This is a genomic window from Streptomyces africanus, from assembly GCF_002150735.1.
Lineage (GTDB): Bacteria > Actinomycetota > Actinomycetes > Streptomycetales > Streptomycetaceae > Streptomyces > Streptomyces africanus.
Genome location: NZ_MUKA01000100.1, coordinates 18,745 through 36,090, shown reverse-complemented (window position 1 = coordinate 36,090; position 17,346 = coordinate 18,745). Strand labels below are relative to the sequence as shown.

At 68.4% G+C, this 17,346-nt stretch carries 14 protein-coding genes; 1 reads left to right on the top strand and 13 read right to left on the bottom strand.

Annotated elements, in window-relative coordinates:
• Nucleotides 1-26: 26 nt before the first annotated feature.
• Together CCL05_RS15390 and CCL05_RS15385 are read right to left on the bottom strand one after the other, a co-directional pair.
• The gene (locus CCL05_RS15390) at nt 27-686 is read right to left on the bottom strand and encodes a response regulator transcription factor (protein WP_086561070.1); all 660 of its coding nucleotides are present in this window, start codon (nt 684-686) and stop codon (nt 27-29) included.
• 21 nt (nt 687-707) lie between these two features.
• Nucleotides 708-2,057: an MFS transporter gene (locus CCL05_RS15385; RefSeq protein ID WP_086561069.1), complete on the bottom strand. Its 1,350-nt coding sequence runs from the start codon at nt 2,055-2,057 to the stop codon at nt 708-710.
• Nucleotides 2,058-2,237: 180 nt separating this feature from the next.
• On the opposite strand from CCL05_RS15385, the gene nshR reads away from it, so the two are divergent.
• The gene (gene nshR, locus CCL05_RS15380; protein ID WP_086561068.1) at nt 2,238-3,047 is read left to right on the top strand and encodes an NshR/TsnR family 23S rRNA methyltransferase; all 810 of its coding nucleotides are present in this window, start codon (nt 2,238-2,240) and stop codon (nt 3,045-3,047) included.
• Between the two features lie 55 nt (nt 3,048-3,102).
• On the opposite strand, the gene CCL05_RS15375 is transcribed toward nshR, so the two are convergent.
• From CCL05_RS15375 to CCL05_RS15325, 11 genes are all read right to left on the bottom strand, one after another.
• The gene (locus CCL05_RS15375) at nt 3,103-3,471 is read right to left on the bottom strand and encodes a hypothetical protein (protein ID WP_086561067.1); all 369 of its coding nucleotides are present in this window, start codon (nt 3,469-3,471) and stop codon (nt 3,103-3,105) included.
• A 5-nt stretch (nt 3,472-3,476) separates the two neighbouring features.
• Nucleotides 3,477-4,049, bottom strand: coding sequence for a DUF5825 family protein (locus tag CCL05_RS15370; protein ID WP_244204283.1), 573 nt, complete (start codon nt 4,047-4,049; stop codon nt 3,477-3,479).
• Nucleotides 4,050-4,166: 117 nt separating this feature from the next.
• Nucleotides 4,167-6,104: a RiPP maturation radical SAM C-methyltransferase gene (locus CCL05_RS15365; RefSeq protein WP_086561065.1), complete on the bottom strand. Its 1,938-nt coding sequence runs from the start codon at nt 6,102-6,104 to the stop codon at nt 4,167-4,169.
• A gap of 89 nt (nt 6,105-6,193) precedes the next feature.
• Complete coding sequence (locus CCL05_RS15360) at nt 6,194-7,246, bottom strand: hypothetical protein (protein ID WP_208641518.1); 1,053 nt, start codon at nt 7,244-7,246, stop codon at nt 6,194-6,196.
• Between the two features lie 204 nt (nt 7,247-7,450).
• On the bottom strand, nt 7,451-7,639 hold the full coding sequence (locus tag CCL05_RS15355; protein ID WP_086561063.1) for a thiocillin/thiostrepton family thiazolyl peptide: 189 nt from the start codon (nt 7,637-7,639) through the stop codon (nt 7,451-7,453).
• 83 nt (nt 7,640-7,722) lie between these two features.
• Nucleotides 7,723-8,664 carry a thiopeptide-type bacteriocin biosynthesis protein gene (locus CCL05_RS15350; RefSeq protein WP_086561062.1) on the bottom strand — a complete coding sequence of 314 codons (942 nt, stop codon included), beginning with the start codon at nt 8,662-8,664 and terminating at the stop codon, nt 7,723-7,725.
• A complete protein-coding gene (locus CCL05_RS15345) occupies nt 8,645-11,314 on the bottom strand; it encodes a lantibiotic dehydratase (RefSeq protein WP_086561061.1) in 2,670 nt (889 codons plus the stop codon). Before CCL05_RS15345 ends, CCL05_RS15350 begins: the two co-directional genes overlap by 20 nt.
• Nucleotides 11,315-11,343: 29 nt before the next feature.
• The gene (locus CCL05_RS15340) at nt 11,344-13,215 is read right to left on the bottom strand and encodes a YcaO-like family protein (protein WP_086561060.1); all 1,872 of its coding nucleotides are present in this window, start codon (nt 13,213-13,215) and stop codon (nt 11,344-11,346) included.
• Complete coding sequence (locus CCL05_RS15335; RefSeq protein ID WP_086561059.1) at nt 13,212-14,936, bottom strand: hypothetical protein; 1,725 nt, start codon at nt 14,934-14,936, stop codon at nt 13,212-13,214. Before CCL05_RS15335 ends, CCL05_RS15340 begins: the two co-directional genes overlap by 4 nt.
• An 87-nt stretch (nt 14,937-15,023) precedes the next feature.
• Nucleotides 15,024-15,722: a tpaF gene (locus CCL05_RS15330; protein WP_086561058.1), complete on the bottom strand. Its 699-nt coding sequence runs from the start codon at nt 15,720-15,722 to the stop codon at nt 15,024-15,026.
• Between the two features lie 4 nt (nt 15,723-15,726).
• On the bottom strand, nt 15,727-17,331 hold the full coding sequence (locus tag CCL05_RS15325) for a tpaE (RefSeq protein WP_086561057.1): 1,605 nt from the start codon (nt 17,329-17,331) through the stop codon (nt 15,727-15,729).
• Nucleotides 17,332-17,346: the final 15 nt, after the last annotated feature.

The window sequence follows — 17,346 nt, the reverse complement described above, 5'->3', positions numbered from 1 at the left end:
AACAGGGCCTGCCGTCTGTGACCGGCTCAGTCGCCGAAGCGGTAGCCGAAGCCGCGGATGGTGGTCAGCACCTCGGGGCGGCCGAGCTTGGCCCGCACCTGGGTGAGGTGCACGTCGAGCGAGCGGGACACGGCGAGGAAGGCGTCGCCCCACACCTCGTCCATCAGCTGCTGGCGGCTGACCGCCGTGCCGGCCCGGGCCGCCAGCGCGGCGAGGACCTCGAACTCCTTGGCGGTCAGCCGCACCTCCGTGCCGCCGACCGTCACCCGGCGCGCGTCGAGGTCGACCTCGACGTCGGCGACGCGGACGGTGCGCGGCGCCGGGGCGGCGGGTGCCGTGGCGCGGCGGGTGACGGCCTCGATACGGGCCAGCAGCTCGGCCAGCCGGACCGGCTTGACCAGATAGTCGTCGGCGCCCAGCCGCAGACCGCGCACCACCGACCGCTCGTCGCCGCGTGCGGTGAGCACCACCACCGGCAGGGCGCTGACCGCGCGCAGCTTGCGCAGCACCTCCAGGCCGTCCAGGTCGGGCAGGCCGAGGTCGAGCAGCAGCAGGTCCGCCTGCCGGTGGCGGGCGAGCACGTCCTCACCGCGCCGCACATGGGCCGGCAGGTGACCGTTGTCGTACAGCGCCTCGGTCAGCGCGCCCGCCACGCCGTCGTCGTCCTCGGCCAGCAGCACCCGCACGGTCGCCTCCTTCCCGCCTCGTCAGTCGCGAGACCGGGAAGCGTCCTCGTCCAGCGGCGACGCGTCGGAGGTCTCGCGCATCCGAATGTAGACGAGCAGCGAGATCAGGACACAGGCGGTGACGTAGTAGAAGTACCAGTTCTCGTGTCCGGCGTTCTTGAACCAGAGGGCGACGTACTCGGCGGTCCCGCCGAACACGGCCACGGTCAGCGCGTACGGCAGGCCGACGCCGAGCGCCCGGATCGAGGTGGGGAACAGCTCGGCCTTCACCACCGCGCTGATCGAGGTGTACAGGGAACTGACCGCCAGCGGCACGACCATCAGCACGAACGCGTACACCGGGTCGCTGGTGTGCGACAGCAGGGTCAGCGAGGGCACCACCACCACGGTGCCCAGCACCCCGAACGCGATCAGCAGGGGACGCCGCCCCACCCGGTCGGAGAGCAGGCCCATGACCGGCTGGAGCACGACGAACACGAGCAGCGCGAAGAAGTTGATCCAGGCCGCCGTGGGCTTGGCGATGCCGCTGGTGTTGACCATGAACTTCTGCAGGTAGGTCGTGTACGTGTAGAAGAACAGCGTGCCGCCCATGGTCAGCCCGACGACGACCAGGCACTGGCGCGGGTAGGACAGCAGCAGCCGCAGGCTGCCGCGGGCCGGGCCGCTCTTCTCCTGCTCGCCTTCCGACGCGGCACGCTCAAAGCTCTCGGACTCGTCCATGCCGCGCCGCAGCCACAGCACGACCACCGCCCCGGCGGCGCCGACGACGAACGCGATCCGCCAGCCCCAGGACTCCATCTGCGCGGCGCTGAGCACCTGTTGCAGGACGATCTGCAGGGCGAGCGCCGTCAGCTGGCCGGCGATGAGGGTGACGTACTGGAAGCTGGAGTAGTAGCCGCGGCGGCCGGGCGAGGCCACCTCGGACATATAGGTGGCGGAGGTCGAGTACTCGCCTCCCACCGAGAGGCCTTGCAGCAGCCGTGCGGTGACCAGGAGGATCGGCGCGGCGACCCCGATCGAGCCGTACGACGGCGTGAGCGCGACGATCAGTGAACCGGCCGCCATGAGCGTCACCGACAGCGTCAGCGCCGCGCGGCGGCCGCGGCGGTCGGCGTACCGGCCCAGGACCCAGCCGCCGATCGGCCGCATCAGGAAGCCGACGGCGAACACCGCGGCGGTGTTCAGGAGCTGGGCGGTCTGGTCGCCGGAGGGGAAGAAGACGGAGGCGAAGTAGACGCTGAAGGCGGTGTACGCGTACCAGTCGTACCACTCGATCAGGTTGCCGATCGATCCGCGCACGATGTTGCTGACGACCCTGCGTTCGTCCCGGCGCGGTGTCCGCGCACGCTCGGCGGTGGTCTGTGTGGCCATCGGAACTCCCTTGTCTGCGGCCCGGAAGCACACAGAGTCGACGGCGCGAACAGGCTCACTCAATGCCGGGAACCAAGTCCTTACAGTCCCTTAGGGCTCGGGCGCACCGGCCGCTCGCGGGCCGACGAGATCTTGCTATCGTGAACCGCGCGGCCTCGAACGGGGAAGAACAGGACGACCATGAGTGAGCTGGACATCATCGACAATCCGTCCGATCCGGCGGTGCAGCGGATCATCGACGTCACCAAGCCGTCGCGATCCAACATCAAGACCACGTTGATCGAGGACGTCGAGCCCCTCACGCACAGCATCGCGGCCGGGGTGGAGTTCATCGAGGTCTACGGCAGCGACAGCAGTCCTTTTCCGCCTGAGTTGCTGGATCTGTGCAGGCGGCAGAACATTCCGGTCCGCCTCATCGCTTCCTCGATCGTCAACCAGCTGTTCAAGGGGGAGCGGAAGGCCAAGACGTTCGGCATCGCCCGCGTCCCTCGCCCGGCCAGGTTCAGCGATGTCGCGAGCCGCAGCGGGGACGTCGTCGTTCTCGACGGGGTGAAGATCGTCGGGAACATCGGCGCGATCGTACGGACGTCGCTCGCGCTCGGAGCGTCGGGGATCATCCTGGTCGACAGTGACATCACCAGCATCGCGGACCGGCGTCTGCAACGAGCCAGCCGGGGTTACGTCTTCTCGCTTCCCGTGGTCCTGTCCGGGCGCGAGGAGGCCATCGACTTCATCCGGGACAGCGGCATGAAGCTGATGACGCTGAAGGCGGACGGCGATATCTCCGTGAAGCAGCTCGGGGACAGCCCCGACCGGCTGGCCCTGTTGTTCGGCAGCGAAAAGGGCGGGCCTTCCGACCTCTTCGAGAAGGCGTCTTCCGCCTCGGTCTCGATCCCCATGATGAGCTCGACCGAGTCCCTCAACGTGTCCGTCTCTCTCGGAATCGCGCTGCACGAGCGGATCGACAGGAATCTCGCGGCCAACCGGTAGGCGTACGTCGGTGGTGACCACCGCACACGGCGGCGATCACCACCGACGCATCGAGTCACGCCGATTCACCGGCCGGGTCCGCGGCGGCGGACACCTCCTCGAAGGCGCGGCCGACGCCCGCGAACGACTCGATGGCGCTGACGCCTTCCGCGATCGCCTCGACAGCGAACACGCTCGTGGACGTCGGCGGATAGCCGATGAGTTCGATCGCCCGGCTCACCGACAGCGGATTCTGCATGTTCACGCCGTCCCAGAGGTACACCGCGCCCCAGTAACCCCTCTCGGCGTCCGCGAACCAGGTCTTCATCCGCATCCCCCTGAGCGTGGAGAACGCGTCCACCGCGTAGTCACGGAGGTACTCGCGAAGGCTTTCGACCGTGGCGTCCGACTTCTCCAGATTCCAAATGACGATCTGGATGTACACGCCGCTCACACCTCCCAGGCCGGCAACGCCCAGCGCTTCAGCCGGTACGGTGCCCACCACACATCGCCGCCGATCCGGACGACCAGGTGCTGCTTCTCGAACACCGACATCGCCTGGTCCGGCATGGAGTCCGCGCCGCGGTCGGCCAGCAACGAGTCGATCGCGGAGACGAGGGCGCCGTCCGAGACCGTGAGCCGGCGCAAGCCGGCGTGGCGCCGGTCCCGGATCTGCAGGAATCCGGGTCCCCGGCGGAAGAAGCACCGGCCGACGTGGTACCTCGCCCGCCAGACGGCCAGCACCTCGTCACCGCGCGGACCCTCCAGGACCGACGGGGGGAAGAGGTGGCCGAACACCCACCACACGGGGCCGTCCGACGCCAGGCGCGCCCGCCAGTCCACTTCCACGCCGTAGCTGGTGAGTTCGCGGATGAAGGAGAGCACGGGGATCATGTGCTCGGTCCCGGGCCGCCCGCTGAGGTCGACAAGGGGTTCGACCGACACGAACCGCGCGCCGGACTCATGGATCCGGCGTGCCTCGTCCGCGACGTCCCCGCCGAGTACGCCGTCGCCGAGGTGCATGTTCGGCAAGGACCGTACTCCCCGGGCACCGTGGCGCCACAGGCTGAACCGTACGTCGAACCCGCTCCCTGGGATGGTCGTGACATCGTTCGTCGTCGGCACGTGCACACTCACCTCTCACACCGCCACGGGCGTCGGAGCCGGGCGGTCGGATGCCGACAGCCCCTGGCCCACCTGGATCTGCATGAACCTCTGGTTGCGGTCCCTGGTGACGACGTGAATCATCCGGCCGTCGTCCGTGAAGATCAGGCCCAGTTCCATCCACCGGTCGATCACGGCGCTGACGTCCGTCTGCCCGAACCGCTTCGAGCATTCGCGCTCGAGGTACTGGAGCGTCCTCGGCTGGTCGAGCAGTTGGAAGAGCGCGAGCTCGACGTCGGTGGTGAGCTGGACGACGTCCCAGTCGAAGCCAGGCCGGGTGTTGGTGATCGTGACGCCCTCGTCGGTCTCGAAGTAGGACAACTGGCTGCGCCAGTGCTGGTTGCGCCACTCGTCGAGTCCGACCCTCAGTTTCCACGCCATGTCGTTCCCGATGCCCTGGTGCGTCGCGTCGAAGATGTACGCGATGTCGAACAGTTCCTTCTCGGGAAGGTCGTAGGTGAGCGCGTACTGAGAGGCCGCCCACCGCTCCTGGAAGCCGAGCGAGGGGTTCTCGAAGTACGGGGCGAAGCGCTGGACCGCGAGCCGGTCGTCACCGCCGGCCGGGCCCAGGTGGTGCAACCTCGGGAACTGCTCGATGATCTTGGCGTAGTCCTCGTCCGTCTCCCCGGGGAATCCGTAGAGGTAGGCCCAGATGACGGTCAGCCCCAGCGACTCGGCGTCCCGCAGCATGCGCACGTTCAGGCAGCCGGAGACACCCTTGTCCATGAGCTTCAGCACCTTGCTGCTCAAGCTCTCGACCCCGGGCTGAATGCAGACCACGCCGCCCTTCGAGATGATCTCGAGCTGCTCGTAGCGCAGGTTGGCCTTGATCTCGTACATCAGGCGCAGGTCGATCCCCGCCTCGGCGAGATGAGGCAGCAGCGAGTCCAGGTAGGCCATGTCCAGGATGTTGTCCACGATCATCACGTCGAGGATCCGGTGGCGCTTCGCCAACGTCACGAGGTCGTCGATGAACTGGTCCGGCCGCTTGCTGCGGAACATCATGCTGGCGCCGTTCAGCCCGCAGAAGGTGCAGTGGTGCTTCTCGCCCCACCAGCAGCCGCGGGAACTCTCGATGACCAGCCTGGGCTCCAGCCAGAACCGGGCGTGCGACTTCGAGAACTGCGCGAAGTACTCGTCGTAGTGGGGCAGGACCATCGCGGCCGGCGGCAGTGGCTTGGTGCTGACGGCGTTGAACACCGAGGTCCCGCTCTCGTCCCGCCAGCACAGACCCGGGACGGCCTCGAAGGCCGGTTCCTCGCGCAGTGAGCGCAGCAGACCCGGCCAGGCCAACTCGCCTTCGCCGCGGACCACGTAGTCGATGAAGCCGAAGTTGCGGTGCAGCGCCTCGCCCATCGGCCCTTCGCAGTTGGCGCCGCCGAACACCGTCACCGTCCGGGGGGACAGCTCCTTGAGCCGCCGGGCGACCGCCAGGGATGCCGTGAGCGTCTGGAACGTGGTGGTGAAGCCGACGACGTCGGGTTCGCCGGCGGCGATGCGCTCGGCGAGTTCATTGGTGAACTCCTCGGCGTGTTCGTGCAGCCACAGCGTGGTCTGCGTCCGGCTTTCCACGGTCGTTCCGTGGGCGAGGTCCTGCCCGGGGTCGGTCGGCGCCTGGGGGCCGAACTTCTCGAGGAACTCCGGCACCTTCCACTTCGGGTCGTGGTAGAGGGCCGAGGAGAAGACCCAGTCACCGGTCCCGATGTAGCAGCTTTCGAGGTCGTAGTACCGGTAGTCCTCGTAGCTGAAGTCGGGACGGCGCGAGGTGATCCAGTCCACGAAGTCGAGGTTTCCGTACACCACGTCGACCTGGGCGTCGGGAAATTCCTTTAGCGTGAGACTCTTGAGCAGTCCGAGTGCCAGAGATGGAAACCCGATCGGACTCCACGGCACATTAGCGAGCACAATGTGCATGATTCTCCTCCGTTGAGGTCGATTTCGGCCGGACCATTGCGTAGCTGGAGGCGTGCGGAGCCAGATCCAGACGGATTCCGGTAAGAGAGCTATTTGTTCGCGAGTTCCTTGGCGACGGCGTCAAGTCCCGCCGCCAGTTCCTCGGTCGACTTTCCTGCCAGCTCCTCGTTGGCGCGAGCGAGGAGGTAGCAGAAGAGGAACCGCTCAGCCAGGTTGAATCCCATGGTGTAGAGACAGCTGTACAGCAGGCTCGTCTGAATCCGGTACGCCAGGAAATCCGGGTTCCGGTGCAGGAGGTCCGACATCTCGTGCGACAGTTCCTTCGAGTGGAAGCTGCTGCGCGACAAGGCGGCGTCGGGGGTTTGGTGCAAGTCGTCGAGCGTGGGCCCGTCGTGGGCGATGAGTCCGGCGCGGCATTCGTCGCGCAGGGTGCCGAAGTGCTGCTGGACGACGTCCACCCAGGCGCGGGCCGGCTGGTCGTCGGCGGCGGGCAACGGGGCTGACGCACAGTCGCCGATGAACTCCAGGGCAGCCGAGCCGAATTTCTCGTAATAGGCGGCACAACGACGCTCAAAGGCATCGGGGTCCTTGGCCTGCGCGGTCTTGGCGCCTTCGTAGTGTGAGCGGTAACTGAGCATACGGAGGCTGAGCAGTTCGCCGAAGTCGCGGGACGACATCTGCCGCTGCTCGGACTCCAGCAGGGTGGCGCCCGAATTCGCGACCATCAGGCGCAGTGCGAGCAGGTAGGCCTTGGCCGTGTCGCCGCCGATCTCCGACATGCTGCGGGCGAGGACCGGTGCCACGGCGCGGTAGAGCCGCTTCGCCGCGGCGTCGAACCCGTCCCCGCCGATCCCGGAGTTCCACAGCGGGGAGGGGATCTCCTCGAAGGGGACCTCCGCCGTGGCCGGACGCAAGCCGTGGCCGTCCGCCGCGCGTTGGACCCGGTCGCGCGCCTCGCCTGCGGTGGCCGTATCGGATGCGAGGCTGATCTGCAGACAGTCGCGTCCGGTCGCCTGGTCCCACGTGCGCACGAAGTAGAAGCCACCCGGCCAGGGGGGCTGGGCCGGCCCGAACAGGTCGGTGATGAAACCGCGGACCACCTGCGGCAGCGTTCTGTCGCCACCGTCTAAGGGGATCGTCACAAAGACATGCACAATACGTACCTCCGGGTACGTCGCTGCCGCCGGGCGCGCATTCGTTGAATGGCGCCCGGCGACAGCAACTATCCTCGCCGCCTCATCAAGAAGACGACGATGATGTCGCGCAGGCAGTGCCGACGCAGGACGATGCCTGCGACAGCGTCTCGTCACTGTGGCTCAGTGACAGCGACATGTTGAGCTGTCCGGTCAGGACGACGAGGACGACGACGAGCTGGTCGTACAGCCGGTGGTCGTGCACGAGGCCGCCATGACCTGCGACAGCGTTTCGTCGCTGTAGCTCGAGTCTTCAATCAGATCCGAGATCTCCAGCGCGTTCAGGTCGAGCTGTTCTGCAGCATCCACTTGAAACACCTCCCTTTCGGTTTCGATTGCCATTCCATCTTACCGCCATATAGCGGTAGTTGTGGTGACAAGAGCCAAGAAATCCAAAAAGTCACGAACGGATTCCTGTACTCCGGTCAAGCCCTGTGCGGCACCCGCAGTTCGGTCAGAGAACTCCGGATGACATACGCCAGGAATGCCTCCGCAGCCGGAAGGATCCCCAGGCGGTTGTTGGTCGTGTGTATGTAGTTGGCCAGGCAGCCGGCATACGGGGTTCCTTCGAGCGCGAGCTCCGCGAAGTCACTCCCCGTCGGTTTTTCCTGCACCGACAGTGTGGAATTCAGCGCAGTGGCATAGATGTCGTGGAAGACGTCGGTGGCTCCGTCGCGCCAGACCGCGCCGCACAGGTTCGTCACCCTGCTCCGCGTCTTCTCGTACACGGCCGCCCATTTCTCCTCGTAACCGGGCGGCACCCACCTGCGCCAGTCCTCCTCATAGGCGCTGAGGAAATCCTGGCTCTGCTCCATGTCCAGCCCGGAGCCTTTGAGGGACATGGCCATGATGCGCATGGCCAGACCCGCCGGCGACGCCTTGAGTTCACGGTCCGACCGGTCGGCGAGGAGATCCAGCACCGCCGCCGAAGTGGAGCGGAAGAGCTCCTCGGCGATGCGGAGTCCCGTGGTCCCGCCGTACTTCGCGTACTCGGGCGAGTAGGGGGCGGGTTCGATGGTGCCCGGCGCCCTGACCTCCTCGGGCTTCGCCCCTTCGAGATCGGCCAGGCCCGGCTGGAGGGAGGACTGCTCCTCGTACTCTGAGGCTTGCTCGGCGTTGAGCGTGGGCATCGCCGCGGCCAGCATGCCGCGCACCGACTCGACGGTCTCGTCCGACGCCCGGTGGAGCCTGAGCCGGATGTGCGGACCGCCCTGCCAGTACCGCAAGTACCAGAAGCGGTCCCGCATCCCGGCGTCCCGCACGACTGGATGGATCACGTCCCGCAGGAAGGTGGGCTGGAGGGACATCGGCAGATAGATATGGAGTGGCCGCCACTCGGCGTCGCGATCAGTCCCTGTAGAGCTCAACGAAAAACTCCTCTGCCGCTGCCGGTCCTGAGCCGCCGTACTCGTCGGTCGCCGGCATGCACTCTCGAATGGACACGTAGACGTCGTCCCGCGTCAGCGCGGTCTTCGCGAGACTGCGGACCAGATACGGATTGCGGAAGTCGACGTACATGGGCTTGTGGACACTGGCCCTGTGCAGGTGGTTGAAGTCGGTCCAGTCCCGTGGGATCTCCTCGACCAGCCCGGACAGCAGGTTGTACTCGTCCAGGCGCTGGGTCAGGACGAACGCGTGCTGGGGCAGGCCCTGTTCGATGCGCCACTGGTCGAAACGCAGCAACGCCGGGTACGAGTCCTTGCTCAGCTCGGACAGTTCGGGGATCTCGCGTGCCGGCACCGTCCAGGTCCTGCGGCTGGCGACGACGTCGCCGACCATCAGCCGGGGGGACGAGCCCGGGTACCCGCGGTGACCCATCGCCCGCCCGATGTCGTCCATCGGCGCGTAGTTGTACCGGATGGTCGGACTCAGGACCTCTATGAGGTTGTAGAGGACCGGCACCACGATGGGGAGGAGGAAGTTCATGGGGGTCAGATGGACGCGCTCGTCGAGCTCGGGGTCCCACAGGAGCAGCCCGCGGTGGGCGTGGTCGATCCGGATCATCAGCTTGTCGAGGCTGTAGGCCTTCATCTCCGGCGAGGTGGGCCAGGTGCCGGGGTAGTTCAGCACCCGGTCGGTGAGCGGCGGGTGCAGGTTGAAGTTGAGCCCGGCGACCATGTTGAGGTCCACCTGCCCGGGGAATGCCTTCCTGAGGTGTTCCCGGACGGCCGACCGGAGCGTCCAGCCCTCGGCGGCCGAGCCCTCGATGAACGAGCTGAAGCGCGAGAAGTAGACGCCGTATCCCGTCAGGACGCCGTTCACCACGACGTCGGGCGACGGGGCGCCGCCCGCGAACTGGACCCGGAAGGTGATCGAGTCGGGGTCGACGCAGTCCTCCACGCCCGCGCACGCGTCCTTGAGGGCCTCGGGGGTCATCCGGACGACGCCGTCCTCGGGTACGAGCTGCCCGCCGATGTCACGCAGGGCCTGGTCGCGCTGCGCGATGAAGGTCTCCGCCGCCGGGGAGTAACGCCCCCAGAACACCGCGTCCTGCTCGGCCTCCGAGAGCTGTACGAGCTTCTCGAAGAACGTCAGGAAGGGCACGGTCTCGCGGTCGCCGAACGTGTCCGCCGCGAAGGCGTACACCCCAAGGCGCTTCGTGTGGCCGTAGTCGAGCATCGACGACAGACGCCACAGGCTCTCCAGCGCGGGGACGCTCTTGGCCACGGATTCCCGGTTCCAGGTGGCGGGACGGTCGGGTGTCCAGAGGTCCTCGTACACCGGCGCCCGGGAGATCTCAGCGGGGGGCGCTTCCAGCCCGCAGACCTCGGCGATGCCGGTGAGGGCCTTGTCCGCGGCGCTCAGCAGCGGCCTGCGCTTCTCCGTGGGCGCGTCGGAAAGCGCCGTTTCCAGTTCCACGAGCGTGTCGAGGTGACCGCTCAACGCGGCTACGGGCGGGGTCGTCCCGGCGCGCAGCACCCCCGCCAGCTTCTGGGAGTATCCCGGGTCCTGTTCGTCGAAGCCGGGGCTGACGTACAGCAGCTCGAGCCGCAGCAACGCCCGCAGGGCCTTCCTGCCGGCCTCCTCGTTGCCGGTCAGCTCCGTCAGTGCCCGGAGCACCTCGGACACCGACGCCGTGCCTGAGGCCATGACGGTCAGGATGCGGTTGACGACCTTGTCGCGCTTGAGCCTGACGACCGTCTCCGACAGGCCTTGCCCGCCGGCGTCGGGGACCAGCCCGATGAACTCGATCGTCTTGTCGTCCGCGCGCAGCGACGAGTTCAGCAGCACCTGGCACAGGTCGATGCCGCCGTCGACCCGTCGCACTCCGGCGACCAGCCAGTTCACCAGCACCCGGTTCAGTGTCGACGTCGAGTACGTCCGGGGCTCGGACACGGCGTGCCCGGCCTCGGGAAGATCCGTGGGGAAGGCTCCGACCTCGGTGAACCGGCCGAAGGGCGACGGCTTCAGCGCGGCGCGATAGGCGAAGTTCACCAGCGTGGACTCAAGGACGCGCAACCGGCTCGGCTTGACCGAACCCATCTCGCCCGAGGTGTACCGGCGCAGGCTCTCGTAGAGCTGGTCGCCCGAGAGCTGGATGCTCCTCGCCATCGAGTCGTGCTCGAAGAGCCGGGCGAAACCGGCGCGTGCCGTCTGCATCCTCGCGTCGAACAGCGACTGGGCCTCGTCCTCGCAGCGCCGCGTCCGCTGAATGAGGCCGAACCACTCCCGCAGCCCGGCGACCGCGTCCTTCTCCAGGTGCGGTTCCACGACGTCGATCCGCCGCGCCGCCGGCTCGGCACGCTGGTTGTAGACGTCACGGCGCAGCCGGACGAGATCGGCACGCACCGACTCGTCCACGTGCGGGACGAACCCGGCCAGACAGTCGGACACCTCTTCCGCACGCCGCGCACATTCCGCCCGGAGACGGCGGCTCTCCTCGATCCGCGCCCAGGTCTCGTCGAACCGGAGGTCCGCCAGTTCGGTCACCGGCAGCCGACTACGCCGGAAGAGGACGTAGGGGCTGACCCTCGCGGTGGACTCAGCCGGCGGCTCCGCATGCTCATCCGATCGCACGAAAGGGCTCTCCTTCTCTTACCAGCGGGCTACGCAAAGGGGTGCGGCGGGACGTCCGCCGGGGTCTGGTCGTCGGGCAGCAGGGAGGCACAGGGGAGCCGTCCGCCGTGCAGGCGTGGCAGCCCCTCCATACGCCGTGTGCCGTGCCCGAACGTCATCGGCAGGCATCCGGGTACGAAGCTGCGCGTGCACACCAGCCCGCGCCAGCGCAGCTCCGGCGTGGTGAGATCGGCCGCGTAGACGTGACTGCCGACGGCCTCGATCTGCGTGCGCACGTAGTCGAGGTCGCCCTTGAGGGTGCCGAACACCGGGGCTGCCGCGGCCGCCGCGCTGAGACTGATCTCGGGCCGGTCCGCCGTCGTCAGGAACGCGAACCACTCCCGGGAGGTGGGCAGCGCACCGAGCAGGCTGTGGTCGTCCATGGTGACCAGTGAGTCGAAGTCCTCCGCGAGCCGCTGCCGGTGCTCCGGGTCGTCGTCGTACACGCACCTCATGGAGGCCACGCGTGCGGCCACCTCGAAGATGGCCGACTCGGCCGCCGCCCGCGGATACAGGCTGGCCGCCGTCGACACGAGCGTGCAGGGACCCGAGTCCGCGTCGCGCTGGGCGAGTGCCAGCACGACCGGGACCTCGATGTCCAACGTCGCCCAGTACAGGCGGATTCGGAATCCGGTGACCACTTCGACGCGCTCCATCAAGTCCCTGATGTCGCTGTCGGCCGGTCCCAGGGTGAGTTCGGGGAGGAGCAGTTTGCGGTACCACGTGAGCAGGAACGCGTCCCGTTCCACGATCTCGAAGAGCCCGTGCAGGGTCGCTTCCTCGTGACTCTGGCCCAGCGCGAAGCCGTTCGACGTGTCGTAGAAGAACGGCTGCCGTGTCTCCGGGCGGCGCACCCACGACAGCGCGACCTCCGGAAGGTACCGGGCGGGTCCTTCGCCGAGCGGCGTGACCGGGACCCATTCCACCGTTTCGGCCGCGTCCAGCGGCGACCAGGGAAAGTCCTCGCGCGCGTACTGGTCGGGGGAGTGATAGCCGAGGGTGCGGGGATCGATGGCCTGTGTCCCCAGCTCCGAGAGCGAGGCCTCCACAGTGCCGTCGACCGGCTGGTAGCAGAAGCCCGCGAGACGCTCCAGGCCTTCCAGCACAGCGGTCGTCCGGCTCTTGGCGAAACTCCGGGAGCGCCCCACCCCGGGCTCCAGCACGCCGTTGCCCAGCGGCAGGCCCACCTGTGCCGTGGGGAGAGGGCCGTCCAGATCGGCGAGCGGTTCCCTGAACAGCGAGTGCGGTCCCAGGTAGTCGGACGCGAGTGTCGGCGGCAGCGGGCGGCCGGCCCGGAGCGCACCGTCGGACTTCTCGAGCAGCTCGGGCGCGGAGCCGAAGGGGACCGTGGTCGTGGTCGTCGCCGGCTGGCAGGCCGGGCATCCCGTCCTCGGCGGTACGAGTCCTTGTCGCACCGCGCCGCCGGCTCGGTCGACCACGGCGAGCGTGCCGGCGGGCGCGTTCTCCCGCAGGAAGAGTGCCGCGGCCCGAGTGACGACTTCGCGCACCGCGGGACCGGCCTGCTGCCAGAGCGCGTAGCTGCGCGCGCCTCCCGCGGAACCGCTGCCGGACGCCTCCTCGAACGGTATGTCGGCAGAGTCCACGTGCCTGGTGAGGGACCACGCCAGGCACCGCGGGCATCCGCCGCCACCCTCGTCCGCCGGATCGTAGGCCAGGACGTAGACGCTGCCGCACCAGAACAGCACGGCTACGCTCCGCCCCGACGCGCCTCCGTCGGCATGTACCCGTGTGGGGTCGGTCAGCGGGCCCAGGAGCACCTCCGCGGGCGCGGGTGCGCCGGCATCGGCCAGCAGAGCGGAGACCAGGTCCGCAGCAGGTGGAACTCGCGTTTCCGTACTCATGCCATCTCCACCAGTCGGACCTGCTGCCGCGCGAAGGGCACCGTTTGCGCGGTCACCTCCGCACTCCGCGGCCGTGCGATGTGCCGCCATACCTCAGTCCAGGTACGGAAGTGCGGGTTGAGCGGAACCAGGGCGCCGGCGTCGTTGACGAGCCGGAGCAACGCCGTCGACACCGCTTCCGCGTAACAGGCGCCCGCGCCCTGGATGACTGCTTTTCCGGTGGCGCGCCCCAGGACCCGGTAGACGCCGTTCGGCAGGCGGGTGCCGAACCACTGCAGCGCCTCGCAGCCACGGGTGCGCTCGACACCCCGCTGGATGTACCGGCTGAAGGCGGCACACTCGTCGTGCCCCAGGTCGTCGTCGGACACCGGCACCCACTCGGCGTCGTCCGCCGGCGTCAGCATCGACTGCCTCAGCAGGGCACGGTAGATCGCCTCGTCCAGAGTCCATCCGGCGCTGAGGTTCGGCCGCGGTCCGTCGTGCTGCGCGGCGAAGACTTCGAGGCCGCCCAGCGCTGCCTGATACAGGGCCTCCCGGGACGACAACGTAGCGGCGGTGATCTCGTGCGCCTCGGCAGGTCCGACGAGGAGGGTGGCCCGTGCCTGTCCGAACGGGACCTGGGGCAGGTCGCCCCCGTCCAGGTACCGGAAGGGGCCGACGAATTCGTCCGTCCAGCCGGCCAGGACGTCGATGATGTGCTCGTGGTCGTCGTCCAGCCGGTCGTCGTCGTCGGGACTGACGATGTTCCTGCGGACCAGGGCCTCTTCCACGTCGTCGCTCCGGTCACCCGTGGTGGGTGGCACCACCGCCCGGTGGCAACGACAGCCCGCCGCCGACCACGCGGGATGCGGTTTCACCGTCGGCGGGCTCGAGTCGAGGGGCATGGCCACCGCTGCCGCCGTGTGCTCACCGAGCCCGGCAGTGCGCTGGTAGATCGCGTGGATCACGGCTGCCGCGGTGAAGTCGTCCGGTGCCGGTGACACGGTGTCGGCGGGAGCATCGGGCTGCGCCGTGCGACCGTATCGGCACAGGCAGGCCCAGCAACCGGTCGACTTGTCGTCGGACCAGAGGATCCAGCGGCGCCGGCCCGCCTCGCCCACGATGCCGTGCGGTACGCCCCGGTCGAGCAGTGCGTCCTGCAGTCGCACGGTGCGTTCGTACGGGAGGCTGTCCGCGTCGATGACGACCAAGCCCGCGTCCTCCCACTGCGGTACCGGGTCCGCGTCCGAGACGGTGTGGTACTCGGTCCGCAGCCCGAACAGCGGTGAAGTGACCAGCAGTTGGCGCAGGCGCCCGAGCCAGTCGGCGCCGCCGTACAGGTGGAGGGTGGTGGCGAGCACGCGGTCCAGCGCGCGCACCGGTTCATCCGTCAGCTGTGAGAAAAATGGAATCAGCCACTCCGCAGCGGGGCCTTTGACGGTGACCTGATGGGCGATCGGCGCGTCGAGGACGGTCACGCACCGATGGGCCACCAACGCGTCGAGCACACGCGACACCGCCGCGCGCGACCCGGCCGGGAACGCACCGACCAGGTCATGACCGGTGCGACTGCCGTCCGACCGGTCCAGCAGAGTCGAGACCACGCCGAAGGCGCCCGCACCCTTGATCGTGAAGGACGCGGAGCCGACGCCGATCCATGCTCCTTGCTTCGTCCGCAGCGCGGACACGTCCGGACGGGCGAGGACGACACCCGCCGCGTGCGACGCACCCTCGTTGGACATCAACTCACTCACTTTCGTCGCGCAGCATGTCGCGTCGCCGGCTGACCGTCGACGGGGTGGGGGATGGGCGCGGTTCGACGCCGGTGATCACGGCGCCGGGTGGGCATAGGTCGCGGCGAGCAGAGGGTGCCGGGTGACACCGTCGCTCTGGACCAGGTTCCGGACGGCCGAGCCGATGAACCCGCCGAACATGGTGCCGACGAGATCGTGGGACTGGCATCTCAGGTGGAAGTCGTAGAGGGCCATGGAGGCACGCACCGCGCAGAGACGGTAGCCGTGCGATCCCGCCCACGAGTCCGCGCGGTCGATGTTGGCGTAGAGGCTGACGATTCCGCCCGCGTCGGCGAACTCGCGCTGGACGCCGAGGAGTTCGGGATCGCGGAGGGCTGAGGCCGGGGCGATGAACGACAACTCCCGGGCGGTCACCCGGTAGATTCCGCCCGGCTTCCCCTCGCTGCGCAGCGCGAAGACGAATGCCTCGAGTTGGCCGGCGTCGTCATCGAGCTCCCAGCCGTCGGAATCACGCCGCAACGCGGTCTGCACCAGGCTCAGGACCAGGTCCGTGCGCACTGGTGCGTCCGCGTAGTGCAAGGACGACCGGCGTGTCAGGAGGGTGGCGGCCAGATCGCGGGGGTGCCCGTGGGTCACCTCCTGCTCATCGATGGCGACGGGCGTGGCATCCGCGAACGGCGTCGGTGACCGGTGTGCCGCGAGACCGTCGCTCGTACGGGCACGAGCGGCGAAGCCATCGAGCAGCGGTCGCATCATGGACGAGTCGGATCGCATGGATTCAGCCCACTTCCATGACTGCGGCGATGGGTTCTTCGGTCGGGGAGAGGCCCAGGTACTCACTCAGCAGGTGGTCGTCCCAGTCCGTGACGAGTGAAGAGTCCAGGTTCAGGTGATCGGTGACCCTCCGGGCGGTGGACAGTCCGACGCCCGCGTCGCAGAGCGAGAGCCGCAGCCCGAACGTGCCGTATTTGGCGGCGATCTTCTTGAGGTTGGAGGTGACGACCAGCAGCAGCGGCCGGTCGCCCGGCAGCTTGTCGGTGGTGAGTTGTGCGAGGGAGTGGTCCTGGTCGCGGTACGCGTACCCGCCCACGGGCAGTACGGCCTCGTCACGGCTCACCACATAGGCCGTCGCCGAGCCGATGTTCCCGCCGGCCGCGGTCCATCGCTGTACCCACCCGTCGGTCCGCTCGCGGATGCCGAATGCCATCGCGAGCAGGAGGGCGACATCAGGCCGGCCGAGGTCCGCCCGGTCTCCGGCCGGCGCTCCGGCCAACCTCGATACGTCCGCCTCGGGCAGCGCCACCCGCGGGCAGCTGGGCCAGCTCCGGAACTCGAACTGCAGCTTGATGTTCGAGGACTGGAAATGGGCCAGATGCCCTTTGGGATCCAGGAACCTGCGCGGTGGCAATGCCACCGCCGCCTCGTATGTCGCGCTGGACGGCGGCACGGACGCCGTCGTGCCCTCGCTGAACGAGCACGTGGGACACCCGGGGCGGGTCGCGCTCGGGCGGTGTCGCGTCGACAGGGTCGTCAAGTCGATGATGCCTGCGTCGAGCGGCAGGTAGGTGCGGATCGACCGCGAGACGAGCGCGAGCACGTGATGTGCCACGAGGCCGGCGATGAGGTCGTACGCGTGCTGCGGCGGATCGTCCGACAGGTCGTCCTCGCCCGACACGCCGCACTCCAGGCACGGGGTGAACGCGGGGTCCACGTACGGTCCCATGACCATCGAGGTGCTGTCGGCCCGGACGCGCAACAGCGACCGCTTCTCCAGCCAACATCGGCGCTGCAGTTCGACGAGCTCCGGCTGAGACTGCCGGGTCTCGAAGAAGACCACGAAGGCGTCGTCGGCGACCGGCAGCCGATCGATGTCGTCGACCACCTCGCACACCCCGCTCAGGCAGCTCGTCGTGGCCTCCACCAGGGGCTTGTGGCCTGCCACATGGACGGTGGCGCGACCGAGCCTCGCCGCGGCGTCGGTCCAGGACAGGTTCACTCCGGTGGAGTTGCCGAGCCGTGACACCAGGCAGGCGAGCTCGGGCGGCAACGCCGGGTGTTCGCCGACCGGGGTGCCCTCCTCCAAGGCCCCTGACGCCCACAACAGGGCCAGGGCCTTGTGAACGACCGCTTCGTCGAGTCCCACCGCGGCGGCGAGATCGGCATGCGTGGCGGTACCGTCACAAGCGGCGGCCAGCCGGCCGAGATGGCCGCGCGCGAACTCCCCGGTGAAGACCTGCCGTTTGTCCGCGCCATCGAGCATCACGGCGTCGCCGGACTGGCGCAGCCGAACACCCCTGCGGAGAGCGGGGCGGACGGGGACGGCGATCTGCTTGTCCCGACGCGCGACCCGTCCCAGGGTATCTGCCCTCAGCTCAACACCCATCGGTTGCACTCCTCC